Below are 24,663 nucleotides of genomic sequence, written 5' to 3'. Positions count from 1 at the left end.
AATTTACCGGTAGGGGATGGGATCCTGTATCCCAATCTGTCTGAATGCTTCCAGTCTATAATGGCATGATCCACATATCCCGCACGCAACCTCGTTCTCTGCATAACAGGACCAGGTATCCTCGTACGGAACGTTCAGGTCCATCCCTATCTTCAGGATCTCTGCTTTGTTGAGTTTTACAAAGGGCGTCTTCAGGATAATGCCTGCATCCGGGCGAGTCCCAAGGGTGATAACCTTCTGGAATGCATCAATGAACTCTGGTCTGCAGTCCGGATATCCAGAATAGTCTGATGCCTGGACTCCGATATAGATGGCATCGGCCCCCCGCGCCTCTGCAAAACTGGTGGCAACCGAGAGGAGGTTTGCATTTCTGAAGGGTACATAGGTATCTGGTATTCCGTCTCCTGCATCTTCATGAGCCTTGACCTGCATTGCATAATCCGTCAGACTTGAGGCTCCAACTGCCTTTAGATAGGTAAGATCCACCTCGAGGAATTCAAGAGCATTGAGGTGACGGGCAATCCGTTTTGCACATTCCCGTTCCTTCTCTTCGGTCCGCTGCCCATAAGAAAAGTGCAGGGCAAGGATATCATATCCATCATGCTTTGCAAGACAGGCGAGTGTGGATGAGTCCATTCCGCCTGACAGAAGACATACTGCTTTCATTTCAGGGTAATCCTATGAATTTGTGTAACTGAAGCTGCATTCGTGCCGGTAGATTTCTTGAAAGAATATATGATGCAATTCGTTGATAATCGGTCCCATAAATGGGTGAGATGAATATCTCTGCCTTTGTCGGGTGGGACATAATGACTTTTTCAGCGTATTGCAGATCGTCATCTGTTCCGACCACAAACTTGACTGAGTCGGTGGATTTCAAATCAGATAAGAGGTTGATGTTACTGAACTCACCTGAAGACGGGCATTTCACGTCCATACAGATCGAAATGTCACTTGGAAGATCATCAAAAGGAACTGTCCCGTTCGTTTCGATGCTCACCATTTTTCCGGCTTTGATAAGCTGGCGGGCTAGTTCTGCAACCTCATCTTTCTGAAGGAGTGGTTCACCTCCGGTAATACAGACATAGTGTGGTTTTTGTAAAAGGGCTCCTGCAACAACTTCGCTCACATTCATATCCATTCCACCCTGCCTGCTTGCCGGTGTATCGCAATAGGAACATGAAAGATTGCACCCGGCCAGTCGGATAAAGATAGTAGGATAGCCGGAGGTCAGTCCTTCTCCCTGGAGTGAGGTAAATATTTCAGCGATCTTCATGCCTGAGCTCTGCGCAGCCGGTTGGTGACTCCCAGACCCTGATGGTATCGACGATGATATCTCTCCCGCTGTCTTTGTATCGCAATTCAATGGCATCCCTGATCAGGCGTGCCAGAAGTTCACTTGTCGGATCACCAGGAGTCGTAATGACCTCATGAAACTCCTGAATACGCGGGACCATCGGATCTGCTTCATTGAGGATGATCTCATGGTCATAATAGTCCACGACCTCACGGATCTCATTATAGTCAACCAGAATATTTGTCTCTTCATCGGTGTAACCTGAAAGCCACACCTCCACTTTCCAACGGTGGCCGTGAAGATTGTGACACTTCCCCCGGTAATGTAACAACCGGTGACTTGCGTCAAATGAGACCTCTTTGTAGAGTCTGATCTGCATGAGATTAGGTTGGGCGTGAATACAACTATTATATTGCATAAGTGTCAACGTATACAGACAGGTTTCAAAGCCGACATTTTATATCGGAATCGTCGCGCATTTGGATTCTAATTCGCCACTTATTGGCGGAATTATCGAAGATTATCAGAGTGATGTAATGGGACAGGGTAAATTTGCAGCACGTAAATTAAAGCGTGACTCTGCGAGATTTCGCTGGAGTGACCCGCATTTTGCGAGAACAGCAGGTGGTCTGAAACTGAAGTCCGATCCCCTTGAGGGCGCGCCCCAGGGAAGAGGTATCGTCCTTGAGAAGATCGGTGTTGAAGCAAAACAGCCAAACTCCGCGATCCGGAAGTGTGTTCGTGTTCAGCTGATCAAGAACGGACGTCAGGTATCTGCATTTGCAGTCGGTGATGGTGCCATCAACTTCATTGATGAACACGATGAAGTCGAAATTGAAGGTATCGGCGGTCGTCTCGGACGTTCCATGGGCGATATCCCCGGGGTCCGGTTTGTTGTCACGAAGGTGAACAATGTCTGTCTCCATGAACTGGTGATAGGCAGGAAGGAGAAGCCACGCAGGTGATCGTGATGAGTGAAGAAGTATCTGCCCCGGCTCGTCTCCTCTTTAACCGCTGGGACACAAGTGAGGTCACCATCCGTGACCCAGGTATCGCACGGTACGTGAACCTGAACTCGATGATGGTGCCCCATTCCTGTGGGCGTCTTACCCGCCAGGAGTTTCATAAAGCAAATATGCTCATTGTCGAGCGGCTGATCAATCAGCTGATGCGTACTGAAGTAAACACGGGAAAAAAGCAGCTTGCCATCCGGATTGTCAGAGATGCTTTTGAGATTGTTCACCAGAAGACCAAAAAGAACCCAATCGAAGTACTCTGTGATGCAGTCGCAAATGCCGGACCCCGTGAAGAGACCGTCCGTCTGAAGTATGGTGGTATCAATGTGCCGAAGTCTGTTGATACCGCACCGATGCGCCGGGTTAATACCGCAGTCGGTTTAATCGCAGCCGGTGTCTATTCAGCATCTCACAAGAAGAAGAAACCCGTTGCAAATGCCCTCGCAGAGGAACTCATTGCTGCTGCAAATGGGGATGTCAAGTGTTACTCTGTCGCAAAGCGTGAAGAACGGGAACGTGTTGCTAAGTCTGCACGGTAAATAACAATCCCATTTCTGTTTTTTAAAAATTGCAGGTGAAATATGAGCCGAGGGAAGAAAACGGTAGAGCGCGTTATGCAGCTCATGAACCAGCCGGAGTGTATCAGAAACATCGGTATTGTCGCCCATATCGATCACGGGAAGACTACTCTTTCTGACAACCTCCTAGCCGGAGCAGGTATCATCAGTGAAGATTTGGCAGGAAAAGCCTGCTGGATGGACTCGGATGAGGAAGAACAGGCACGTGGTATCACTATTGATGCATCCAACGTATCAATGGTCCACGAGTACAACGGTAAAGAGTACCTCATCAACATGATTGACACCCCCGGTCACGTTGATTTTGGTGGTGATGTTACCCGTGCAATGCGTGCGGTAGACGGAGCAGTTGTACTTGTCGATGCAGTCGAAGGAACCATGCCCCAGACTGAGACCGTTCTGCGTCAGGCACTCAAAGAACGTGTCAAGCCGGTATTATTCATCAACAAGGTCGATCGGCTGATCAATGAACTTCAGGTCGATGAGATGGAAATGCAGATCCGGCTTGGTAAGGTCATTGACAAGGTCAACAAGTTGATCAAGGGTATGAATGAGGAGATGTACAACAATGGCTGGAAACTTGATGCCGCCAATGGAACGGTTGCATTTGGGTCAGCACTGTACAACTGGGCTATTTCTGTCCCGTACATGAAAAAGTCCGGTATCTCCTTTAAGGAAGTATATGAGCACTGTAAGAAGGGTGAGATGAAGGAGCTTGGGAAAAAGAGTCCGCTCTGTGAAGTCGTCCTTGATATGGTCGTATCATTCCTTCCCAATCCAAAAGAGGCTCAGCCACGCCGTATTGGTGTTATCTGGCACGGTGATGTCAACAGTCCTGAAGGAAAGGGTATGATCACCTGTGATCCGAATGCACCCAGCTGTCTGATGGTCACTGATATCTCCTTTGATCCTCATGCAGGAGAAGTTGCAACCGGTCGTCTTTTTTCAGGAAAGCTCAGCCGGGGCAATGAAATGTATGTCATGGGAACTGCAAAGAAGGTTAACCGTCTGCAGCAGGTCGGTATTTTCATGGGTCCGACCCGTGTTGAAGTTCCCGAGCTCTATGCAGGGAACATTGCTGCAGTTACCGGTCTGAAGGATGCCATCGTCGGTTCTACCGTTTCAAGCCTCATGGAAATGACACCGTTCGAATCCCTTGAGCATTACTCTGAGCCGGTCGTTACCGTTGCCGTCGAAGCAAAGAACATGAAGGATCTGCCAAAACTGGTCGATGTTCTGCGTCAGGTCGCAAAGGAAGATCCGACCCTTCGTGTCAATATTAATGAAGAGACGGGAGAACACCTCATTTCAGGTATGGGGGAACTGCACCTTGAGATCATCACCGGACGTATCAAGCGTGATAAGGGTGTTGAGATCATCACTTCCGAACCGATTGTGGTGTACCGTGAAACCATCACCCAGGAACTTACCGAACCAGTCGAAGGTAAGTCTCCAAACCGTCACAACCGGTTCTACTTCACACTTCATCCGCTCCCTGAGCATGTTGTTGAGATGATCAAGAACCATGAGATATCCATGAACCAGGAGTCTCTTGAACGCCGTGATACGATGATCAAGGCCGGTTTTGACAAGGAAGAGGCAAAAAACGTCAAGGATATCTATGCTACAAATCTCTTCCTTGACATGACCAAGGGTATTCAGTACCTGAACGAAACGATGGAGCTTATCATCGAAGGTATTCACGAAGCCCTTGATGGCGGTCCGCTTGCTGACGAGCCGGTTCAGAACATGCTTATCAAGCTTGTTGATGTCAAACTTCACGAGGATGCAATCCACCGTGGTCCGGCTCAGGTCATCCCTGCCGTCCGGAGTGCAATCAAGGGTGGAATGCTCCTTGCTGGAGACTCACTTCTTGAGCCGATGCAGAAGCTGCATATCACTGTCCCCCAGGATCACATGGGAAGTGCAACCTCACAGATTCAGAGCCGGCGTGGTCAGGTCTTTGATATGACCAGTGAAGGAGACACCATCACCGTCATCGGAAAGGCACCGGTCGCGGAACTCTTCGGATTTGCCGGAGATGTGCGTTCAGCAACTGAAGGTCGTGCAATGTGGAACAGCGAATTTGCAGGTTTTGAGATTGTACCGGCAGGTTCTGCCAAGGATATTGTCCTGCAGATCAGAAAGCGCAAGGGACTCAAGGAAGAGCTGCCTAAGCCCGCGGATTACCTTGCCTAAATCTCCCCCCAATTTTCATCACTCGATTAAATCATTTTCTTTATATTTATTTTTCTGGATATCGTCTAAATTCCAATTTTTCTGTCACTGAAAATTGACAAGGTATATATGTATAACCGACGAAATTTTCGTGACCAGTCTGACTACGGATGTGGTCAGAAAATTGATGGGGTTGATTAATATGAATGCCTGTACAATGAGGCAACTAAGCACAGTGCTTATTATAATCCTGGTTCTTACAACCGGGTGGGCATCTGCTGTCAGACCTACTTCTGCAACATATGATCAGACCGGAATTACGACTACTATCGATGCAACCTGTATCGGTACACTTCTGGTAAATCATGATATGGAGTGGCAGCAGACGAATCTTCCCAATGGGGATCTCGCGAATAATACACTTTCACCAGATGAAACAAGGGCAATCTTCACCTATCGTGAAAATACCCTTGCAGCCAGTGGAACTACGAGGTACACGAAAGAGTACAATATGGATGGTTCCAATGTATCTGATGGCAGAGACAACCTCTACGCCAGACATACGGTGAATTACCAGGCTGATCAGAGCCAGAGCGGTACGATGCTGTGGGATGAGGGAGCAACCATCACATCACTCGGGGCAGCAACGAATGGAAATGAAGTAGGTCGTTGTGTGTTCGCAGGTGGAACCGGAGGAAACGGGGCAGCGTTCAAAGGAACTGTTGAAGCAGGAAGCGCAATGAATGTGCAGGAGGTTGCTGCAGTGACGACGGTTGGTGGCCGTGCGATTTCAGAGAGTTCTACCGTCCCGGTGAATCTGCGGTATGGATTTGATGCCCAGGGTCTGGGTACCAATGCGAATAATACCCTGGCGGTCGGGGCAGCAGAGGTCTATATGAATACCAACTTTGAGACCTATGATAACATTTACCAGGCAAGTGGCGATGGAAATGTTACGACAAAGATTACAGACCGGCAGAGAACTGTGGCTCGCGGACTGTTTGATCTGGCTCAGACACATGAATACTCATCAACTGCAATGGCACAGCCGACCGTAGCACCGGTCACATAACAATAGAAGAGAGAACGATTAGGTAGGTGGGGCAGCCTTGGATGGGAGGAAATACCTAATCCTTCATTCTTTTCTTTGATAACATCCAATTCTTTTTTCATGTCTTCACTTGAACTGGAGTCTGCCTTGGCAGATCTTCGCAGTACAAATAAGGAAGTTCGTGCACATGCTTCAGCATCCCTCTCCGGAATGGGAAAAACCGCAGTCCCACCCTTACTTACATTACTCAATGATACTAACTGGGTAATCAGGTACAGGGCCGCTGAAGCACTGGGAGCGATTGGTGATGTCCAGGTTGTTGAGTCCCTTATCGCTCTTACCACCGATGAAAAGGATCATGTCCGGTACATGGCCGCAAAATCTCTTGGAAAGATGCAGGATCCACGAATTCCTCCGATCCTCATCGGGCTCCTGACCGATGATCATCCGTATACCCGGAGGATTGCAGCAGAGGGGCTTGCCAGGTCTGGTTCTGATTTAGCAAAGACTCCTCTTATGCAGGCACTGGAACAAGAACCTGATCCTGATGTGAAGAATGCAATACGGACTGCACTATCGCAGATAATGTCGTGACAGAAAAAAGAGATTTTTTTAATTATCTGATTTTTGTTCCGGATGGAACCGGGGTTTCAGGCCTTAAAAGGGATGCATTATCTCCGGCGGCCAGGATCATTCCATTACTTTCAATTCCGAATATCTTCGCCGGCTTCAGATTGGTGCAGACGACCACGTCTTTTCCGACTAGTTCTTCAGGATTGTGAAACTGGGCTATCCCACTCACAATCTGCCGTACTTCATCGCCGATGCTGACCTGTAGTTTCAGAAGTTTTGTCGATTTTGGAACCTGTTCAGCAGAGAGGATTTTTCCTGTCTTCATCTCAACTTTCGCAAACTCTTCAATAGAGATCTCCGGGGTCTTGGGCTTTTTTTCCGCATCCAGAGCATCTATCCGGTCACGGAGTCGTTTATCGAGTTCTTGAGTCATCTTATCATCAATTTTTGAGAATACAATGGAAGGTGCAGGAAGTGGTCCGGGGCTGAGAGGTTCAAGCCCGGCTGAAAATCCATTATTGGCTATTAGGCTGTCCTGGCCGAGCTGGCTCCAGATGAGTCCGGCCCGTTCCGGCATAACCGGTTCAATGAGGAGCGTCAGGGCTTTTGCCAGCTGAAGACAGTTCCTCATGACCTGTGCCATGGCTGCCTGATCAGTCTTTGCCAGTTTCCAGGGTTCTTTACTCTGAATATATGTGTTCCCCCAGGCGGAGAGTGCGAGGATTGCATCAACCGCTCCTTTAAAGTCATAGGCCTCAACAAGCCCGGTTACCTGTCCGATGGCCTCGGTTATCCGGTCAAAGATCTCCTGCTCTACCACACCTTCAGGCACTCCGCCGAACTGTTTCTGGGAGAGATGAAGCGAGCGGTATATGAAGTTACCCAGATTGTTGACAACCTCATTATTAATCCGTTCCTGGAAGAGCTGCCAGGAGAAGTTCATCTCCTTTGTATGGCTGGTGTAGGAGAGAAGATAGTACCGAAGGTAGTCGGCAGGCAGCCCCTGGTCAAGATAATCCTCATTGGTCCAGACCACATATCCTCGTGACTTAGAGAACTTATGGTCATCAATCTTGAGCATTCCTGAGGCAACTACTGCATAGGGTGTTCCATACCCTGCACCATGGAGCATGGCCGGCCAGAAGACACAATGGTGATAGGTAATGTCCTGTCCGATAAAATGGGTCACCCGTGTGTTTTCACCACACCAGTACGTCTTCCAGTCTCTCCCGGTCTTCTCTGCCCACTCCTCGGTAAATCCGATATATCCAATGGGGGCATCAACCCATACATAGACGACCAGATCATCATGACCTGGGAATTTCACTCCCCATTCAAGTGTCCGGGTAATGCACCAGTCATGCAGATCCTCATTCACCCAGCCCAGGGCGTAATTGATGGCGTTATCGGTCCCTTTTAATTCGCCCAGATATTCCCTGAGCCAGTCCTGGAATCCGCTGAGTTTAAAGAAGAAATGTTCCTGCTCCCGGTATTCTGCCCGGTTGCCACAGATTTTACACGTCGGTTCCAGGATTTCTCCCGGTTCAAGGTGTTTCCCACATCCCTGATCACATTCATCTCCCCGTGCCGGTTTTTTGCAGTGGGGACAGATTCCCTCAAGGTATCGGTCGGGCAGGAACTTCTGACAGTGTATGCAGTATGCCTGCTGGATGACCTTCGGGTATACATAACCCCTGTCTATCAGCCGGCTGACAAGATGTTTTGTCCGTGCATGGGTGGTTGGATCATCGGTCATCCCGAAGTGATCAAAGTGCACCTGCATCTTGGTGAAGGTGTCAGAGAAATGGGTATGATACCGTTCAGATATCTGGCGGGGAGTTGTACCTTCCTTTTCGGCACTCACGACGATTGGCGTTCCATGATTATCCGAGCCGCAGATAAAGACCACCTCTTCTCCTTTTCGCCGCATGAACCGCACGTAAAAATCCGCAGGTACATATGTCCGGAGATGGCCGAGATGGCAGGGGCCGTTGGTATAGGGAAGGCCACAGGTAACAAGAAGTGGGCGGCTATTCATCAGGTACATTTTTGAAGATAATTCTATAAAATATACAGAGGATGAGGACCTCTGTTCTCCCTGATCCTGAACCGGCATGTCAGACTGACTGACAGTTGCGCAGGAAGCTCCTCTGGGGTAAATGGTAATTTTATGAAGAAAAAAAGAGCGTTTAAAACATTGTCACTCGGTTCAGATCCGGACATTCCCCAGGTTTCTCTCCTGCAGGAGTTCATCTCCGCATACCGTGGCATAGAAGCTGATCTCATCACCTTTCAATTACTCCGATCCTTTTCTGCGCAAAAAGATGCGAAGATAGATGAGATAGCAGTCGGTGGAAAGTTTTGCAGGTCACGGCTGGAAGAGGCCCTGTCCTGGGATGAAGAGTCCGGACCGCATGTCATTCCTGACGCCATGGTCGCCGATTATGAACTCATAACCAGTTCAGGCAGGCAAATACGTTCGGTGCACGAGAGTCCTGCGGTTTTGTCTACCTGCCCCTCCCCTGATGACGAGGATGCCTATGCTGAGATGTTCCATGGATTTCGTCAGCTCCTGAGAACTCTGCGGGATAACCGTGTCTCCGGTCATATCATACATCTGGAGAATTCCGGCCCGTTTGATCTGGAACTCCTGTCCGGTCCAAAAAATCTCCTTTTCATGGAGCACCCTGCCCTTCATACTCTTGAGGAACTCTTAGAGCACACATCAGACCTTATCATCCGGGCAGAGATGATCTCCCATGTTGGTGATCTTATGGATCGGTACCAGGTGAGAAATCTCATCGTGTGTGATGCTTCAGAACCCGCCCTTCTTGATGCCCTGCAATACGTGGACCATGATCATCTGAAGGTGGCAGGATATGGAGCAGGATCAGAAGAAGAGTACTGGGAAAAAGTTAAGGAGTCTGCAGTTATTTTTGAATAGTGTCTGCGTACCTGGCAATTTTTTCAAACCATTGGTTTTTTTTAAAGAGACGGAGGAGTATTTTATCTGTCAGGGTAAAATTGAAGAATCCCCCTGCTGCATTGGGATGACCACCGCCGCCAAACTCCCTGGCAATTTTATGGGAAATATTGGGAACTGACCTGATAGAAAATTTTCCTGACTGGGAGACCAGAACCTCGATATCAGATCCAAGTTCTTTTCGAAGGTAGGCAGCGGTTTCACTTGGGTAACCGTACATGGGGGCGACAACGGTGCGGTATTTGGTTCCAAGAATACTTGCTGCACGCTTGGTCCGTTCCATGACCCGGTTCATCTCCCGCATGATATCCTCATATTCGCTCCTGATCTTCTTGTCATCAAAGACCCCAAGCATGATCATATCACGGACATGCTCCCTGTTCTCATGCCGCTGAAGTACAAGGCCCAGAACACCGGAACGGGGATCCTGGTGCTTCCAGAGGTCATAATCACAGACCACAAGAGCGATCTCCTGGGCGATCACATCATCCGGTGTCAGGTCGCTGGCACATATACCACAGGCACATCGGCCGGTATCAATATGGAGGTGATCAACGATGCTCTTCACCAAGCCGATCTCATCTTCGTGCCACCGGTGATGATCCCGCCATTCTATTCGCCATCCTTTCTGTTTTAGTCTTCGAAGATGTTGCTCGATCCCTTTCCGGTATGAAAGGTCGCTGATAGAGAGGGTGTCTCCTTTGCCTGCTATTTGGGAGATGATATCCAGGTACATCGGGAATTTTCCAACGGAGCTGAATACCGTGTACACTCCTTCTTTCCTGAATCTAATTCGATGAACTGCATCAGCGCCAACAGCGTCAAAATCGTTATGGGTAAGATGAACTACTTTAACTGTCCGGAGAGCGATATCTGCCTGAATTTTTGTAGTATCCGGTTTCGCACTCCGTCTCTTGAAAAACATCAGGATAATGTCGGTATTCAGATGCCTTAATGGACGTGGTATATACCGTACTGGTTCCCGGTAATTGTGTGTGAATATGAGGTTCAAATGAAAAGTATTAATTATGCATGAGTGTAATCTGTATAGTCGCGCCTCAGTAGCTCAGACTGGGAGAGCGCCAGACTGAAGATCTGGTTGTCCCCGGTTCAAATCCGGGCTGAGGCATAGATACCAAAGTCAAATGCCTAAGTTATTAGGTATTACTTTTTTTGAACAATAGTAGCTGTTGCATAAATCAATCTTGATAGTACAATAAAGGAAATTAACGTTGTGAAATTAAAAATACCCATCCTGAATTTGTCTCATAGTGCTAATAAAAAACATTCATGAAACAGCCTTTGATAAATTATAAATATCAGGATCTGGTGCTTTAATAAGGATATCCGCCTTTGCAATTATTTCTAAAAATTGCTCTAATGATACTTCCTTGGGTACCATTACCTTATTCATTGTTGGAATCTTCTTCCTTGGAAACAACGGATCATCATAGTATTCGTTGTTTTTTAAGAGATGCCTTATTCTTTGTGAGTCGTGAATTCAAACACGTGCATTGTAACAGTGAATTTCGATGAAAAGTAACATACATATGGAGCAAATATCCCAGTGCTCCACATGCAATAAGGAAACGGATTCGAAATAAATACTATCCCCTAAGTCTCTTCCGGGCTTCCGGATTTGACAATCTAACAATACGTATTCTGGATAAATATTTATTGCCTGTGCATCCATCCCAGTGGAGCCAGGCAAGAGGAAACATGAGAGAAGAATACCATTCTTCCCTTAAAAGCAAATTAAAGAGAATTAATGTCGATGTCACGGTCCACATAGTGACAATGTATCTTTACTATCATCTCTTTTTATTCCCTTCATTTATTATTTTGTCAATTTCTGAATGGGATTTTAAAAAAATGGGCTGTTAGGATCAAATACTATTGTTCACCAGGCGATTCAGTTCTGTGAAAGAATAACATTTCATTGAAAATTACATCTGCCTCCTATTCTTCACCTGGATACGTACCTGGTTTTAGTAATGTCATACTGATCTGTTGTATCTTTCAACCATCTGAATCCGCTTTTTTAATATTTCACTCAGTACGAGATATCTGTCTTCAGGCAGCCATGGCTGTCAGATAATACTCTCAAGCCCCATCCCATTCCGGACGGAATACACAATTTCATATGACTATCATGACACAAATTAGCTTTTCGACAAAGATTTTTGCACTTATCCTGGTTGCAATCTGTCTCCTTCTCCTTCAGCCAGGAAGTGCTGATGTAAATGAGAGTTTACACCTCCTTGCATCAGATTCGGCTCCCGACTATGATACGGTCTTTCCGGATGATGAAATCCGTGAAATTAATATCACCATCAGTCCTGAATCCTGGACCGAAATGCAGGAAGACATGACGGCCAAGTACGGGGAGTTTGGAGGTGGGAGTATGCCCGGACCCGGAAAAAGGGGTGGTCCGGGTGAAAACATGCCTGATGTTAACAGATCAGCAGGAATGAATATGCCAAAACCACCTGGTGAAAACGGCCCTGGTTTTCTGAATCAGGAAGATCCGGTATATGTTCCCGCCACCATCTCATTTCAGAACGAAACCTGGGATCATGTCGGTATCAGGTATAAAGGAGTAAACTCCCTGATGACTGCATGGAGCGAGGGAATCGGGAAGATCTCCTTAAAAGTTGATATGGATCACTACGAGGATGAGTTCCCTGAGACAAAGAATCAGAATTTTTTCGGGTTTAAAGAACTCAATCTACAATCCGGAATGTCTGATGTGTCTGTCATACGGGAAAAATTAGCCCCTGAAATCTTTCAGGATGCAGGGGTGATCGCTCCGGAGACTGCTTTTTATAAGGTATTCATCGATAAAGGAGACGGATTTGAATATTTCGGCCTCTATACCCTCGTTGAAAGCATCGATGATACGGTTATTAAAACTCAGTTCTCAAACGGAACGGGAAATCTCTATAAACCGGAGGAAGAAGGTGCAACCTTTGCTTTCGGAAAACTCAATCTCTCTCACTTCGAGAAGAAAACCAATGAAGATGAAGGAGACTATTCTGACATCGAACAACTCTACACTATTCTTCATTCAGAGACACGAACCGAAAATCCCGAAAATTGGCGATCAGACCTTGAATCAATCCTTAACGTCACTGAGTTTCTCACCTGGCTGGCAACCAATACGCTCATCAAAAATTGGGACACGTATGGAGGAAATGCACGGAATTATTACCTGTATAATAATCCGGATACCGGGACATTCAGCTGGATCCCCTGGGATAACAATTATGCATTCATGGAAGGAATGGGGAAAAATTTTGGAGATGGTGGTTCTGCCGAGATGAATAAAACACCGGGTTTTGGGTTTGCACCACCTGAAGGGATGAACATGACCTTTCCTGAAATGAAAGGACCCGGACATGAGTGGGGACCGGATGGAATGAATAATCCGAACCAGCCTGGTTTCATGCCACCGGGTGGTATGAATATGACCATGTCCGGAATGGACGGTCAATTCGGCCCGGGTATGGGAATGGGTAGCAGTGTATCGTTTTCAATGGAGAATGTAACTGAAAGATGGCCGCTCATCAGGTATCTCATGGATGATCAAGAGTACCATGCACTGTATGTTCAAATTCTGAAAAGAGTTGCAGAAACGAGTTTTGATCCAGAAAAGATGGAAGAGATCTGTGATCAGTATCATGATATCATTGCATCATCTGTCATCGGACCGGATGGTGAGCGTGAAGGATATACTTATCTTACGAATGAATCAGATTTTGATGCTGCTTTTGAAGAGATGAAAGCCCATATCAGATCCCAATACGAAAAAGCAATAGAGTATGTAGAATCCCAATCTGATACATAATCCTCTTCTTTTTTTGCTTATACTCACTCTTTCAAAGAAGATAATCATCGACACCATTTTCTTCTTAAAAAAAGACATTAATTCTGATAAGATTGGATTCTGAATCTTCACTGAAGTGGAAAATCTTCAATATTATCGATGATACTGATCATGAATCCAAACCTGACCGGTTTTTTGATTTCTTCATAATTATACTTGTTTTAGTTAATGTAGCCCTCATCTTCCTGGAATCATACAAATCTATCTATGAAGAATTCCGGGAAATCGCTACTTTCATTGAGATTATTACGGTTCTGGTCTTTACCATTGAATATATTTTGAGAATCTGGACATGTACCTGTTTCAAGGACTATCGTGATCCGGTGAAGGGAAGGCTCAAATATGCATGTACTATTTACATGATTATCGACCTTATCGCAATTCTTCCCTTTTACGTAGCACTCTTTTTCCCATTTCATCCAAGGGTCGTTCAGTTCTGTAGACTATGCAGAATCTTCAGGATATTTAAACTCCTGCGTTATTACAGTACTGTTGATGTCATTTTCTCCGTCCTCGTGAAAAAAAAGGGTAACAATTCAGGTTTTAGAAAGTAATCAAAAATAGAGAAATCTACTTCTATAGGATTATTCCCCCATAATATATTTGTTTGTCATCTTTTTTCTGATAAAAAATCAAGGGAATTTAGTAAGTATTCATGTAAGACAGCTTTATGGCCTGATACCTAACTAAGCAAAAATCAGTGTTACTGAGCAAGAATACAATTCCAACCTTAAATCGATACATTTATATATTTTCGGCGCCGCCCTACGGTGAGCACCGTCGGGCGACCTAAAGAATATGAAGAAGCCTTCTTCTAAGGGTCAAAAAAACCTAAAATCTTGGGTATTTCAGAAATTTACCTTTGATTTTATAGAAAAAAAAGCTCGGGAAACAGGATTTATGCAGAGAAAACGGAAACTCGATCCTGTCCTTTTGATATTTTCCCTCATTTTTGGAGTCAGCAGTCATCTAAAACCCACATTAGAGGAGATTCATCGTCATTATGTTGATCTTGATGATAATCCAAAGATTGAAACCTCAATTCTTAACCAAAGTTTCAGGAAACGGTTTAATTATAAATTAGTAGATTTTTTGAAATCCCTGATGGATCATTATATCGATCAAATAGTTCATCAGTCCCCTGCTCATTTAAAGGGAATTGTTGAGGATTTCAAAGATATTTTAGTTCAAGACAGCAGCATTATTCGAATTAGTAAAAAGCTCTACGATTTGCATCCCGCAGCACGTTCCCGTGACGATTCTGCAGGATTAAAGATCCATGCAGTTTACAGTGTTGTTTACCATTCTGTAAAAAATGCAATAATTACAACAGAAAGAGTTCATGACTATAAGATGCTAAAAATTGGACCTGATGTTGAAAATATTCTCCTGATTAACGATCTGGGATACTATTCTCTGAAAACATTCTCTAAAATTCAAGAATATGGAGGTTTTTTTGCTAGTAGAGTAAAAAGCAATGCCGTTTTTAAGGTTGTTTCAATCAATTCAGGCCCTCCAGAAATAACATCAATTGTAGATCATAATTGCTTTAAAAGCATAAATGGTGATGATTTTTTAGATAGAATGCCAAAGAAAGGTGTTTATGATCTCATCTGTTCATTTCATATTGGAGACAAGCATATTAACAAAATTAAAACTCCAATATTTCAAGAATTCAGGGTAATTTGTTCTTGGAATCCTCTCACTGAAAAATGGCATCTCTACATCACAAATCTCGGAAAAGAGGTTTTTTCTGCTGATGATATTTATGAGTTATACCGATTTCGCTGGGTGATTGAACTTATTTTCAAGGAATTGAAAGGGGATTACGACCTTGGAAAAATGTTACTCAATAATGAACCAATGGCGTTTATTCACATTTATTCCATGTTGCTACGGTTTATTATTAGCAGAGATCTGTTTACCTGGATTGTATCTACGACTCGAAAAAATGATAAAGGAAAATATACTCAGATGCTATGGTCAAAAGTATTTTCAGAGAAAGGATTGGAGTTTTTGAGCATATTGAATCAAAATTTATTTGGCACAGGCAATGTTAAGAAACGATGGGATAAATTAGAAAGATCACTGCGGCACCTTGGCAAAAGCCGCAACAATAACGAAACTCTCACCTTGAAATTTTCAGAAATTCAATAGGGTCTTATCTTCGGATAAATGACCCGATGGAGGGTTAGGTACTACTGGCTATCGGTAAAAAATCAGGAAAAACTCGTAATTCTTCCTTTTTTCTCTAGTGCCTATACGAAGCTTCAATGTTTTTAGTTTAGACCGCTATAGTGACACATTAGCGCGTACGAGTAGTAGAATAAAGTGGGAGAGGTATCTCGAGGTTTATGTATGAGACATATTTGATATTACGGAAAGTTGAAAAATTATGTCGCCGGATCTGGATCTATCTCCAAAGCTGTCTTACATGAGTAAGTATTAAATACTATAGATATCTAATAGATATCTAATGAGAACTGTTCCATTCAATGTTGCTACAGAACTGAAGGTAAACAACATTTGTGGTTTTTATAAACGAGAAGTCAAACCCTTTGGAACAAGTGCGAAAGTAGATTGTCCCAAGGAACATTTGGGTAAAACGGTTTATTTGGTTATTCTGGATAATGACGAATAATAGGACTTCCGAAATCAGTGATGAATCTATAGACGATTTACGGCGTAATATCCATCAATTAAAGAAAGAACTTAAAATTGAACGTAAACGCAGAATTTTAGCAGAAAACCAAAAAAATGAACTGAAAAAGGAAAATAAAAAACTCAAAAAAGAAATTGCAAAAATATTGAGTTCTGCACCTTTTCTCTCAGCATCAAGTAAAACAGCTGAAGCAGGAGGAGTTCCGAGTTCAAAGACCTTTTATCGCCGGAAGAGGCAGTGTGAAGAAAATAGGAAAAGTGGAGGTCAACCAGGGCATGAAGGAAATGGAAGGAAAAGACCCGCTTCCAATTCACCATCGATGAATATCCCCTTGGATTCATGTCCTGAATGTGGAACGCATTTGAATGAACCAGTCAACGGGGCGGAACAAACACGCACCATTACGGATATTCCATTTCCAAGGCACATCGTTTACGAAATCCATTATCCGAGGTATTGGTGTTCAACTTGCAAGAAATTAGTACGTGGAGAGTTGCCCTTACCGCCAAACCAGCAATTCGGACCTGCTGTAGCCTCTTGGATTGCTTATCATAGAATGTTAGGATTGACTATAAGGAAAATCCAATCCAGCCTCTTAGAAACATACGATATTCAAATGAGTGAAGCTACCATTCTGAAACTGGAAAGGTGGGTTGCAGATACTCTCAAAGAAGATTACGAAAAACTCAAAGAAAAGATAATTCAGGAGAACAATATCAATGCAGATGAAACCAGTTTCAGAGTGAATGGAGAAAATGGATGGTTGTGGGTATTCACTTCGACAATTGGCTCATATTACAAAGTGGCATCAACTCGAGGACATTCGGTTCCCGAAGAAGTTTTAAAAGGTTTTAATGGCGTTTTAGGAAGAGATGCATGGAAACCATATGATGTCATAATGTGTTCAGGGCATCAGTTAGATCTTCTTCATGTGAATCGATGGTTGGAAAGAGCAGAAATAAAGCACAAAATTGAACCGCGAAGTTTATTGACCTCTCAACCAGTCAAAATACTAAGAAAAGGCAGACCTCCAGAAAAATTTCTTGAGTTTGTTGATGGAGTTCGTTCGATTCTAAAAAAAGCGGTAGAATATACTGAAAATGATCCTCCACCATCTTTGGATGAACGGAAAAATGCACGTGATAAATTTCAGGCTGAGCTTACGGGCTTGCTTGAACGAAAATGGGTAGATCCAGATGTTATTCGTATTTCCAAAGAACTTCGAAAACGGCAAGATATGTTACTTACTTTCATGGTCCATGAGGATGTTCCATGGCATAATAATGATGCGGAACGTGCCATACGTCAGGGGGTACTTCATCGAAAAATTAGTGGGGGGAGAAGAACATGGCTCGGAGCTGAAGGTTTTGGAGTCTTGCTTAGTATTTACGAAACTTCGAAGAAACAAAAGGAGAATTTCATGCAATTGGTGGGAAGAAAGTTAGGATTTGAAGCACCTGTCGAGAATGGCAATTGTTCAACTTCCTAAAGTTGAGTAGTTACAAAAAAGGATTATATCTTCTCTATCATCCTTATTCTCTTCACCTTTCTCATCTCCTCCACCTTTGTCATGTACACCGTTGAATCTGAAGCACAACCAGAAAAGTTTGAGGATTTTGATAATGCTCTCTGGTGGGCGGTCGTCACCATGACAACGGTCGGATATGGAGATGTGTACCCCGTCACTCATATCGGAAAAATGTTTACTATCGTGATGATGTTACTTGGAATTGGAATTATTGCCCTTCCAACGGGTATTATTGCATCCGGTTTTCTTGATGAGATGAGGATACGGAGTGAACATGAGGAAAGTAAAAGAATCCCTTCGGTTACAGATGAACTGATAAAAATACATGAATTGAAAACCGATGGGGTCATTTCAGAAGAGGAGTTTTTGGAATTAAAGAAGAGAATACTCCTGCAACATGAAAAAGAGTTGAATAGCTAATGAATAATTCAATGTTCTATCAGTAATATCGCGGGAATAAAGCAAATTCAACATTCCCTATCCGAAATTTATTCTATGGTTCCGGGAGAGAGATGAAGAGGAAGGGATTCCTCAACCGGTCTGTTATCAGAATTCGGATTTTTTTTATGAATGACCGGAGCCTCTTCTTCATAGGTAATTATGATGTCCGCTGAATCCCGGATGAAATCGATTTCAACAATTTCAACCTGCGTAATTGCAAGTCCGGTTCGATTTATCAGATCTTCGATTAACCGATCATGTTCATCGGCACGAATCAGGTCTATCTTCTCATACTTGATCAGTTTCTTCTGTTCATATCTGAATCCCCATTTCTGTTCAAGAATGAAGAGCACCGCAATGATCACGAAGTCAGAGAGGCATAATTTCACAATATCCCCGCTATTATACAGGATTGAGTTCATGATCGGCAGAGCAACCATGACAAAGAGATAGGTCATCTCCCGGATGGGCACGGTATCGGTCCGGTACCTGAGAACAGAAAACAAGGCAAAGAGGCCAAATCCCACTCCGATTGTGAGTTCGACTGATGTAAAAAGACCCATCACCAGGTATATGACGGTCGAGAATGCTAGGAATGTAAATATATAATCCTGGGCTCTTTTTCTCGGATAATAGATTCCTCGTGCGATGATTACCGCTGCAAGAAGATTTATGAGAATTCCCGCAAGGAATGAACCATAGGGATCGGTTAACATAGTACCGGTCCTCCATTGGAAAGTTTATTCAGTATCCGCAGAATTATCCGGAAGTTGTTATGTTTCACAAAATCACCATATAAAAGTGATATTCCAATGCAGTATTTCGAAAACCCTCGTGGTCGTAATCTTATCGTATTCAGATAGTCAAGGGCAGGTGACCTAATATGATCTGAACTTCGCTTTATCTCTGCGATGACAATGTTTGGGAGCAGAATATCGATGGAACCTGAATGAAAGGTCAGATCGATATCAAGAGTGATCCGTTCAGGATGAATTGTAGATACGAGGGTAATTCTTCTGTATTCGTTTATCAACACTGGTTTATACTCTGCATAGTCAAAGGGGAAACATGACGAGAGAAATTCACGGATATCTGATCCAAGCCTGGTGACCAGCTCCTCGATCTGAAGCCGGTGTTTGATAGTACGTCCGGTATTTTTCTTCTCCTTTACCTCCAGATACGTGAGGTCAGAATCTATATAGGACCGGGTTCTTACTTTGTATCGAGGTTTTCGCCCGTTATGATGGGCAAGGTATAGTTGAAACTCCGGAGAGTCAAAGTAGGTCGTTTTGTAGGTCTGAACTTGTTTTCCATCCACTTCGAAGATGTGATATGTTTCCGGAAGGTGTTTGAGAAGATCGAGAGCCTGATGTGTGGTGAGCAGATATTTTGATTCTTTCCGGTTCTGCAGGGTTGCATGAGAGATATCAGAAATATCTATAGGCCTGAACTTTGAGAGAATGACATCCAGGGAGGGATTTAACTTATCTTGAGTTGATGATTCCGTTCCGGATATTGGTTCAGGGGTATGAGATTGAATATTATTTTTCATTGGTATCTGTCCTTTTCACGAGAATAGAATTTTTCATAGGGTTCGTTGGTTATCATGGGTTTACATGTGGATACTTCAGTGAAGCGATATAACTCATGAGATGGTCATTGATTAACCGGATGTATTGAAAAATATTACAGAACTAATGAGTTGGATATTCGATAAAATTCAAGAAATTCAGTTAATAAGGAGTATTGTTTTTATGGTTTAGAGAAAGTCTTGAAAACCAATAATTAGAGTCCGATTCTATGTTGGTTTTTCCTCTACACCCATAGTAATTCCGCGAATATGGATTATTCTCATCCCCACAGGTTCGGCACGTATTATTCTCCTTCTTCTCCTAAAGCTACATATCAGAACCATTATCGCAAATCCGTCGAAAATTTTCTGTTAGATCTATCTAGTTATTATTTTGATATAAGGAGTCCACGATTCATATAAAAGAGAAGTTCACGAAAATTTCCCAGGACTATTCCTTGTTAATTCAAACACTCGGAATCCTTGATTCCCAAAACAATATATAACAAACAGGCGTATCTTTGCCTCCGGATACTCCTGAATCAGCCCCTCTGCGTACCCTCTTATCTGCCTGGTATCCTCTTCTTGTACCTCAAATTCTTCGATCGGCGTTTTTAGCCTGGCCAATTCGATGTTTGAAAAATACTTAAACTCGATAACCCATCGCAAAGAAGAAAACCTTTCATGATACTTTCCGACAAACTCAAGGTCACTCTTACCTGAAGGGTACGATCGTTCCACATTCCAGGTGAACCAGGGAGAAAGATACCTGCTGCAAAGTTCGTAGAAGGTAGTGCGGTAAAAGTTCTCATTCATCTGGGCAAAGACTGATTCAGGGAGCTGGCTGACATATAACTGCCAGTAATCTGAAAAAAGTTTAAATAGATCAGGGTTTTCCACAAATCCCTGCATCATCTCTTTGTATTTTTCCTGACCGAGGTCAATACGAAATATTTCATTAAAGTACTCAACTGCTATCTCTTTCATCGAAAGGTTGGGGAAGCTGAGTTCAAATTCATCCTTCCTCGTCAGGATGCCTAAGTAAAACAGAGATACCGGATAAAAAACAGGTTCAAAAAATTCACTTACATTAAATTGTGAAACAAGGGATTTTCGGTTAATTGAGATGGTTTCACGGGTAGTCAGCTGGCTGACCAGTTCTTTGGTATTCTCATTACTCCCGCCAGTGAGTCTTCTAATCCACGAGAGATCGGTTCGCAGATTCAGATCAAAGAGATCATCCGGGATTGTCTTTTGTTCACAAAACTGCCTGAGGAAGAACATGAGCATAGTAGGTTATATACTGCTGCAGTATGGGGACTTACAAAATGATACCCATTATACATATTTTTTACTACTTCATCCACCTGGAGACGAACTGAGGGATCAAGGTTATAATCATGGTAGAGTGTATCCATCAGCGTATCAACTTCACTCTGGGTAAACCCGAGCATAGACTCAAAGGTGGGATCAAGCGTGAGGAATGTTGAGATGTTGTACGCAGAACTGAGGTCATCGATGGTAATCGGAAGCACACCGGTGATGAAAATATTTTTCACTGACCCGGATCGCCTTCCTGCTTTCAAAACCTTATACACAGATCTGAGAAAACTGTCTCCGGTCGTTATTTCCTGATACAGGCGATCCTGATAAGTTGTGATAAGTTGGTTGACAAAGTTATCATATTCGTCAATGATGATGTATACAGGGGGGGCACCTGACATCCAGAGATACGTGAGCCAATTGTTAAGATTCGTTGCAACCGGGGTGTGAACATGTAATGGGGGAAAACCTCCGAGATATTCAGGGTATAAGAGTCGCATGTTGTTGAGAAGGTTGTTACAATACTCAGTAAAATTACGTTCTGTTCCCGTAAGACCATCTTCAACCTGTACTTCAGAAAAGTCAAAGAGAAGAACGATATATTTATTCTGATCTCCGGTAGGGTGCTGTCCTATCCATGTATGGCCAAAGAGTTCCTCAAAATTTTCCTTATTCCGAAGGTCATAGTAGTGCTGTAGCATTGAACAGAAGAGAGATTTTCCAAACCTTCTGGGGCGGAGAAATACAGGATTCTGAATGTTCTCAAGTTTATTGATAAAATGGGTTTTATCGACAAAGTATCCCTTCTTCTCTATGATCTCTGCATAATTTATTATCCCGTAGGGGATACGCCGATCCATATTGTATTCACCCGGTTTCGTATACTATAAGTCAGCAGAGAATATGAATCAAATGTTGTCAAGATCACGGGGATCTCTCCGTGAACAGTACAAATCCTATTTCCAACAATCAACGTATCGATCAACAAGATTTTTTGCAAGATTCTTTTGAACCAGTCCCAAACAGGCACAGGTCCACTCAGGATCGATGTGTGCGATTTAATTTCGACACACCATTATTTCGTTCTTGTCCGGGAAATGATATGTAGAAGTACCCCAACCAGAAATACTGGAAAATGAATATTCCTACAATCGATAAGAATTAAAATTTACGCGGTTACTATCCACATCACCGCATACAGGGAAATGAATATTGAATACTCTGAATCCCAGATGGAAATTTCAATTTTTTACTCTTTCCCAAGCAGAATACAATAATTAAACCTGCTCCCGTGCCATCCCTTCTCAACAAACCCGATCCCACCGGCGAGGTCTCTTACTGTCTGCACTCTCTGGAAATGTGGATCCCGGATCGTCTCTTCGATGAGCAGCATTCCACCGGGTTTCAATGCTCCATAGATCTCCTGCATCGCTCTTTCATGATCCGGAATCTCACCAAGAACGGTAATCATCACGATCCGGTCGTACTGCTCCTTTCCGAGTTTTCCTTCTCCGATACCACCCTGCAGATATCTGATATTCGAAAGACCCTCTTTTTCTGCCCGCTTTCTTACCTCTGCAAGCATCCCTTCCTGAATATCCATTGCGGTAACATTCCCTGTCTGTCCGACGATCTTCGCAACCGGAATTGATACTCTCCCAGGACCGCACCCTGCATCAAGAACCTGCATACCCGGGTTGACATCAAGGTATTCAATCGTCTTTCTTGTCCGGCCGCTCATCCACGCAAACGGCGGATCCAGCATCCATTTCATCCATACCGGACAGGGAAGTGATCGTCGCTGTGAAGCATACCGCCATCCAACGAAAAGGATAATGATCACCAGAATAAGAATGCCTATGATAATGAGAATGCCCATTATCTGAATTATACATTATCGGATAGCAATAAATTCATCTAAAAGTCATCGGGCTGTTCATCCGGAACCTGAAAAAGGAATATTTGAATTCCTGATTCAGGCACGAGTGAACGGTCCGAACTCATTGGATTCAATACCTGTCACTGTTCCTGATTCATCTGCAATGAACGTCAGATATCCGACCAGATCATCCGGGTTCGGGAATGAGAGATACCAGGTGTTATCTGTCCAGTGGACCAGGTTCCCCTGGTATCGGTTTTGCCCGAGCCCGATTATCATATGTTCCGCATCTGGGCCCAGGTCAATCTGAATGGAACCATACAGGGGACTCGCATACACCCCTTCGATTGCACCAGGGCTGATAGTCGCAGGACCCGGGTTTTCAGGTCTATCAGGATTTTTAATTAAAGAGTTCCACCCCTTTTGATTCTGTAGTTCAAGAGCTTGGAGGTCTATTCCACTCCTGCCGATATACCGTTCAAGAAACTCATCCCTGACTGCTTCAGGAAATGCCGTCAGCTGCTTGTTTGCGATAACCACAATCCCGCTCTTCTTCCCCGGAATGAGAACAACAATTGAGCGGACACCATCAAGTGCTCCGTTCTTCTCAATGACCCGTTCATCAAGGAAGTAATAGGAGTCACAGCCAAGACCCACTGCCCCGTTTGGATCATGAAGGGGACCTGAAGGACCGGCGACGAAGCTTGCTGCATGAATATCCTCTACCGTTTTCGGACTGAGTACCATCGTTCCCTCAATCGTGCCATTATTCAGCATCAACCTGATCCACTGAGTCATATCACGGCCGGTAGAAACAATCTGGCCGGCAGCGGGAAGCGACGCCTCTTCGAAGGGAATTATATCCAATGTTCCATCAGGAGTACTGGCATGGCCGGTAATATGATTATCATCAAGGTACAGGGTTTCATGTCTGGCCCCTGAACGGGTCATCCCGAGTGGCACTATCAGTCGTTCATCGGTAAGGTTCTCCCAGCTCTTTCCATATGCCTGTGCTGCTACCTCCCCGGCGATGAAATACCCGGCATTTGAGTAGATGTACCGCTCCCTGAACCCTGCATCTGACTCAAGGAACCGCATCCGGTACAATATCTCATCATTGGAAATTCCGATTCTTCCGAGTAGTTCACCATCGCGGCGAAGTCCGGTCCGGTGGGCCAGGAGATCACGAAGGTTTGAATGATTGCCGACATACGGATCCTTTAAGGTGAAACCGGGAAGATACTCTGCAACCGGTGTATCCCAATCCAGTTTTCCTTCATCTACCAGAGTTCCGATGGCTCCACCGGTGAAATATTTCGTGACTGATGCTATCTGAAACCGGGTATCAGGATCAACCTTTTCTGGGTTTCCAAGTTCACGGACCCCGAATCCTTTCAGGTATACGACAGTGTCATTTTCAACAATGCCCACCACGACACCAGGCACATCAAAATCAGCCATCTTCTGGGTGATAAATTCATCAAAGCCATCCAAAGTGTCAGTCGGCGGTATGGTTTTTGCACTGATTCCACAGGTGAAAAGCAGAAGAAGGATGAGACCTGCACAGAAAAAAGAACGCACGGATAGTACTGTCATACCTGATCCTTACTCTGAAATATAAAATAACAGATGCCTTCTCTTCAAATAGTATCGGGGCTATCGATCGGGTATACATCAGGAGATATACACAGCATGTCT

At 44.2% G+C, this 24,663-nt stretch carries 24 protein-coding genes and 1 tRNA gene; 13 read left to right on the top strand and 12 right to left on the bottom strand.

Annotated features, from left to right (window positions below; genetic code table 11):
• Positions 1-3: 3 nt before the first annotated feature.
• The 3 genes from queC to MHUN_RS14780 are packed head-to-tail and all read right to left on the bottom strand — an operon-like array spanning position 4 to position 1,676.
• Positions 4-666: a 7-cyano-7-deazaguanine synthase QueC gene (queC, locus tag MHUN_RS14790; protein ID WP_011449779.1), complete on the bottom strand. Its 663-nt coding sequence runs from the start codon at positions 664-666 to the stop codon at positions 4-6.
• Between the two features lies 1 nt (position 667).
• Positions 668-1,372: a 7-carboxy-7-deazaguanine synthase QueE gene (locus MHUN_RS14785; protein ID WP_011449778.1), complete on the bottom strand. Its 705-nt coding sequence runs from the start codon at positions 1,370-1,372 to the stop codon at positions 668-670.
• A complete protein-coding gene (locus tag MHUN_RS14780) occupies positions 1,263-1,676 on the bottom strand; it encodes a 6-carboxytetrahydropterin synthase (protein WP_011449777.1) in 414 nt (137 codons plus the stop codon). The genes MHUN_RS14785 and MHUN_RS14780 overlap by 110 nt, the downstream gene beginning before the upstream one ends.
• Positions 1,677-1,833: 157 nt before the next feature.
• On the opposite strand from MHUN_RS14780, the gene MHUN_RS14775 reads away from it, so the two are divergent.
• The 5 genes from MHUN_RS14775 to MHUN_RS14755 all read left to right on the top strand — a co-directional run bounded on the left by MHUN_RS14775 (position 1,834) and on the right by MHUN_RS14755 (position 6,714).
• Positions 1,834-2,262, top strand: coding sequence for a 30S ribosomal protein S12 (locus MHUN_RS14775; protein WP_011449776.1), 429 nt, complete (start codon positions 1,834-1,836; stop codon positions 2,260-2,262).
• Between the two features lie 5 nt (positions 2,263-2,267).
• Positions 2,268-2,852: a 30S ribosomal protein S7 gene (locus MHUN_RS14770; protein ID WP_011449775.1), complete on the top strand. Its 585-nt coding sequence runs from the start codon at positions 2,268-2,270 to the stop codon at positions 2,850-2,852.
• 42 nt (positions 2,853-2,894) lie between these two features.
• Positions 2,895-5,090 (top strand): elongation factor EF-2, encoded by a 2,196-nt coding sequence (locus MHUN_RS14765; protein WP_011449774.1) that lies wholly within the window; start codon positions 2,895-2,897, stop codon positions 5,088-5,090.
• A 181-nt stretch (positions 5,091-5,271) separates the two neighbouring features.
• The gene (locus MHUN_RS14760; protein WP_011449773.1) at positions 5,272-6,141 is read left to right on the top strand and encodes a hypothetical protein; all 870 of its coding nucleotides are present in this window, start codon (positions 5,272-5,274) and stop codon (positions 6,139-6,141) included.
• 99 nt (positions 6,142-6,240) lie between these two features.
• Positions 6,241-6,714, top strand: a complete 474-nt coding sequence (locus tag MHUN_RS14755) for a HEAT repeat domain-containing protein (RefSeq protein ID WP_011449772.1) — start codon at positions 6,241-6,243, stop codon at positions 6,712-6,714.
• A 22-nt stretch (positions 6,715-6,736) separates the two neighbouring features.
• On the opposite strand, the gene metG is transcribed toward MHUN_RS14755, so the two are convergent.
• Complete coding sequence (metG, locus tag MHUN_RS14750) at positions 6,737-8,731, bottom strand: methionine--tRNA ligase (RefSeq protein WP_048068090.1); 1,995 nt, start codon at positions 8,729-8,731, stop codon at positions 6,737-6,739.
• A gap of 132 nt (positions 8,732-8,863) precedes the next feature.
• On the opposite strand from metG, the gene MHUN_RS14745 reads away from it, so the two are divergent.
• Positions 8,864-9,637 (top strand): hypothetical protein, encoded by a 774-nt coding sequence (locus tag MHUN_RS14745; protein ID WP_011449770.1) that lies wholly within the window; start codon positions 8,864-8,866, stop codon positions 9,635-9,637.
• Here MHUN_RS14745 and MHUN_RS14740 read toward each other — a convergent pair.
• A complete protein-coding gene (locus tag MHUN_RS14740) occupies positions 9,624-10,601 on the bottom strand; it encodes a DHH family phosphoesterase (RefSeq protein WP_011449769.1) in 978 nt (325 codons plus the stop codon). The genes MHUN_RS14745 and MHUN_RS14740 overlap by 14 nt on opposite strands.
• Positions 10,602-10,731: 130 nt before the next feature.
• Here MHUN_RS14740 and MHUN_RS14735 point away from each other — a divergent pair.
• A tRNA-Phe gene (locus MHUN_RS14735) sits at positions 10,732-10,805 on the top strand.
• A gap of 159 nt (positions 10,806-10,964) precedes the next feature.
• Here MHUN_RS14735 and MHUN_RS19265 read toward each other — a convergent pair.
• The gene (locus MHUN_RS19265; protein ID WP_204222978.1) at positions 10,965-11,117 is read right to left on the bottom strand and encodes a hypothetical protein; all 153 of its coding nucleotides are present in this window, start codon (positions 11,115-11,117) and stop codon (positions 10,965-10,967) included.
• 711 nt (positions 11,118-11,828) lie between these two features.
• Here MHUN_RS19265 and MHUN_RS14730 point away from each other — a divergent pair.
• The 6 genes from MHUN_RS14730 to MHUN_RS14710 all read left to right on the top strand — a co-directional run bounded on the left by MHUN_RS14730 (position 11,829) and on the right by MHUN_RS14710 (position 18,172).
• A complete protein-coding gene (locus MHUN_RS14730) occupies positions 11,829-13,523 on the top strand; it encodes a CotH kinase family protein (RefSeq protein WP_158498238.1) in 1,695 nt (564 codons plus the stop codon).
• Positions 13,524-13,615: 92 nt separating this feature from the next.
• The gene (locus MHUN_RS14725) at positions 13,616-14,116 is read left to right on the top strand and encodes an ion transporter (protein WP_052288908.1); all 501 of its coding nucleotides are present in this window, start codon (positions 13,616-13,618) and stop codon (positions 14,114-14,116) included.
• Positions 14,117-14,360: 244 nt separating this feature from the next.
• Positions 14,361-15,719, top strand: coding sequence for an IS4 family transposase (locus MHUN_RS14720; RefSeq protein ID WP_011449767.1), 1,359 nt, complete (start codon positions 14,361-14,363; stop codon positions 15,717-15,719).
• Between the two features lie 319 nt (positions 15,720-16,038).
• Positions 16,039-16,203, top strand: a complete 165-nt coding sequence (locus tag MHUN_RS20105) for a DUF2080 family transposase-associated protein (RefSeq protein ID WP_011448518.1) — start codon at positions 16,039-16,041, stop codon at positions 16,201-16,203.
• Positions 16,193-17,713 (top strand): IS66-like element ISMhu3 family transposase, encoded by a 1,521-nt coding sequence (locus MHUN_RS14715; RefSeq protein WP_011449766.1) that lies wholly within the window; start codon positions 16,193-16,195, stop codon positions 17,711-17,713. The genes MHUN_RS20105 and MHUN_RS14715 overlap by 11 nt, the downstream gene beginning before the upstream one ends.
• Before the next feature lie 27 nt (positions 17,714-17,740).
• Positions 17,741-18,172, top strand: a complete 432-nt coding sequence (locus MHUN_RS14710) for an ion channel (RefSeq protein ID WP_083758483.1) — start codon at positions 17,741-17,743, stop codon at positions 18,170-18,172.
• A gap of 68 nt (positions 18,173-18,240) precedes the next feature.
• On the opposite strand, the gene MHUN_RS14705 is transcribed toward MHUN_RS14710, so the two are convergent.
• From MHUN_RS14705 to MHUN_RS14685, 6 genes are all read right to left on the bottom strand, one after another.
• Positions 18,241-18,909: a DUF4956 domain-containing protein gene (locus tag MHUN_RS14705; protein ID WP_011449765.1), complete on the bottom strand. Its 669-nt coding sequence runs from the start codon at positions 18,907-18,909 to the stop codon at positions 18,241-18,243.
• Entirely contained in the window at positions 18,903-19,745 is an 843-nt protein-coding gene (locus tag MHUN_RS14700; protein WP_011449764.1) for a polyphosphate polymerase domain-containing protein, read from the bottom strand. The genes MHUN_RS14705 and MHUN_RS14700 overlap by 7 nt, the downstream gene beginning before the upstream one ends.
• Positions 19,746-20,195: 450 nt before the next feature.
• On the bottom strand, positions 20,196-21,053 hold the full coding sequence (locus MHUN_RS19590; protein WP_239441537.1) for a PD-(D/E)XK nuclease domain-containing protein: 858 nt from the start codon (positions 21,051-21,053) through the stop codon (positions 20,196-20,198).
• Positions 20,987-21,946 (bottom strand): AAA family ATPase, encoded by a 960-nt coding sequence (locus MHUN_RS19585; protein ID WP_052288905.1) that lies wholly within the window; start codon positions 21,944-21,946, stop codon positions 20,987-20,989. The genes MHUN_RS19590 and MHUN_RS19585 overlap by 67 nt, the downstream gene beginning before the upstream one ends.
• A 389-nt stretch (positions 21,947-22,335) precedes the next feature.
• Positions 22,336-22,965 carry a class I SAM-dependent methyltransferase gene (locus tag MHUN_RS14690; protein ID WP_011449763.1) on the bottom strand — a complete coding sequence of 210 codons (630 nt, stop codon included), beginning with the start codon at positions 22,963-22,965 and terminating at the stop codon, positions 22,336-22,338.
• Between the two features lie 96 nt (positions 22,966-23,061).
• The gene (locus MHUN_RS14685) at positions 23,062-24,561 is read right to left on the bottom strand and encodes a serine hydrolase domain-containing protein (protein WP_011449762.1); all 1,500 of its coding nucleotides are present in this window, start codon (positions 24,559-24,561) and stop codon (positions 23,062-23,064) included.
• Positions 24,562-24,663: the final 102 nt, after the last annotated feature.

Origin of the sequence: Methanospirillum hungatei JF-1 (assembly GCF_000013445.1) — an archaeon.
GTDB lineage: Archaea > Halobacteriota > Methanomicrobia > Methanomicrobiales > Methanospirillaceae > Methanospirillum > Methanospirillum hungatei.
Note: the sequence above shows the minus strand (reverse complement) of the source record. Positions and strands in the feature narration are given on the sequence as shown.

What these genes read in the sequence shown, in the direction of transcription:
- queC (WP_011449779.1), bottom strand. Translation starts at nt 666, where the DNA reads ATGAAAGCAGTATGTCTTCTGTCAGGCGGAATGGACTCATCCACACTC.
- MHUN_RS14785 (WP_011449778.1), bottom strand. Translation starts at nt 1,372, where the DNA reads ATGCCATTGAATTGCGATACAAAGACAGCGGGAGAGATATCATCGTCG.
- MHUN_RS14780 (WP_011449777.1), bottom strand. Translation starts at nt 1,676, where the DNA reads ATGCAGATCAGACTCTACAAAGAGGTCTCATTTGACGCAAGTCACCGG.
- MHUN_RS14775 (WP_011449776.1), top strand. Translation starts at nt 1,834, where the DNA reads ATGGGACAGGGTAAATTTGCAGCACGTAAATTAAAGCGTGACTCTGCG.
- MHUN_RS14770 (WP_011449775.1), top strand. Translation starts at nt 2,268, where the DNA reads ATGAGTGAAGAAGTATCTGCCCCGGCTCGTCTCCTCTTTAACCGCTGG.
- MHUN_RS14765 (WP_011449774.1), top strand. Translation starts at nt 2,895, where the DNA reads ATGAGCCGAGGGAAGAAAACGGTAGAGCGCGTTATGCAGCTCATGAAC.
- MHUN_RS14760 (WP_011449773.1), top strand. Translation starts at nt 5,272, where the DNA reads ATGAATGCCTGTACAATGAGGCAACTAAGCACAGTGCTTATTATAATC.
- MHUN_RS14755 (WP_011449772.1), top strand. Translation starts at nt 6,241, where the DNA reads ATGTCTTCACTTGAACTGGAGTCTGCCTTGGCAGATCTTCGCAGTACA.
- metG (WP_048068090.1), bottom strand. Translation starts at nt 8,731, where the DNA reads ATGAATAGCCGCCCACTTCTTGTTACCTGTGGCCTTCCCTATACCAAC.
- MHUN_RS14745 (WP_011449770.1), top strand. Translation starts at nt 8,864, where the DNA reads ATGAAGAAAAAAAGAGCGTTTAAAACATTGTCACTCGGTTCAGATCCG.
- MHUN_RS14740 (WP_011449769.1), bottom strand. Translation starts at nt 10,601, where the DNA reads ATGTTTTTCAAGAGACGGAGTGCGAAACCGGATACTACAAAAATTCAG.
- MHUN_RS14730 (WP_158498238.1), top strand. Translation starts at nt 11,829, where the DNA reads ATGACACAAATTAGCTTTTCGACAAAGATTTTTGCACTTATCCTGGTT.
- MHUN_RS14720 (WP_011449767.1), top strand. Translation starts at nt 14,361, where the DNA reads ATGAAGAAGCCTTCTTCTAAGGGTCAAAAAAACCTAAAATCTTGGGTA.
- MHUN_RS20105 (WP_011448518.1), top strand. Translation starts at nt 16,039, where the DNA reads ATGAGAACTGTTCCATTCAATGTTGCTACAGAACTGAAGGTAAACAAC.
- MHUN_RS14715 (WP_011449766.1), top strand. Translation starts at nt 16,193, where the DNA reads ATGACGAATAATAGGACTTCCGAAATCAGTGATGAATCTATAGACGAT.
- MHUN_RS14705 (WP_011449765.1), bottom strand. Translation starts at nt 18,909, where the DNA reads ATGTTAACCGATCCCTATGGTTCATTCCTTGCGGGAATTCTCATAAAT.
- MHUN_RS14700 (WP_011449764.1), bottom strand. Translation starts at nt 19,745, where the DNA reads ATGAAAAATAATATTCAATCTCATACCCCTGAACCAATATCCGGAACG.
- MHUN_RS19590 (WP_239441537.1), bottom strand. Translation starts at nt 21,053, where the DNA reads ATGCTCATGTTCTTCCTCAGGCAGTTTTGTGAACAAAAGACAATCCCG.
- MHUN_RS19585 (WP_052288905.1), bottom strand. Translation starts at nt 21,946, where the DNA reads ATGGATCGGCGTATCCCCTACGGGATAATAAATTATGCAGAGATCATA.
- MHUN_RS14690 (WP_011449763.1), bottom strand. Translation starts at nt 22,965, where the DNA reads ATGGGCATTCTCATTATCATAGGCATTCTTATTCTGGTGATCATTATC.
- MHUN_RS14685 (WP_011449762.1), bottom strand. Translation starts at nt 24,561, where the DNA reads ATGACAGTACTATCCGTGCGTTCTTTTTTCTGTGCAGGTCTCATCCTT.